This window comes from Blautia sp. DFI.6.71 (assembly GCF_020593585.1).
GTDB classification, from domain to species: domain Bacteria; phylum Bacillota; class Clostridia; order Lachnospirales; family Lachnospiraceae; genus Blautia_A; species Blautia_A wexlerae.
The window spans coordinates 1-270 of record NZ_JAJDMJ010000192.1 but is presented as its reverse complement, the minus strand read 5'-3'; the positions used below and the strand labels follow the sequence as shown (position 1 = coordinate 270).

The following is a 270-nucleotide window of genomic DNA, read 5'->3' as shown; positions in this document are numbered from 1 at the left end:
TGTACAGAGAGGAAAAAGAAGGAAAAGACGAAGCATACCTGAAACTGTATGATGGTCATGACTGGAAATGGTTTTGTGTGCGTTTAAATCACACAGATATGGAATATCTGCGCAGGAACTGGTCGGGGAAAAAGGCATCAGCCCCGACACTGGAGAAAAGGCACCATAAATATTTCCTGCGTTTTTCTTATACGGAAGAAGTGACACTTACGAAGACACCGGTAAAAGAACAGATCATCTGTAGTGTGGACTTGGGAATCAATACCGATG

The 270-nt window shown here is 43.0% G+C and carries 1 pseudogene; it reads left to right on the top strand.

The window, feature by feature from the left end:
* Nucleotides 1-270 (top strand): annotated as a pseudogene (locus LJE12_RS19850) (IS200/IS605 family accessory protein TnpB-related protein); the annotation flags it as partial.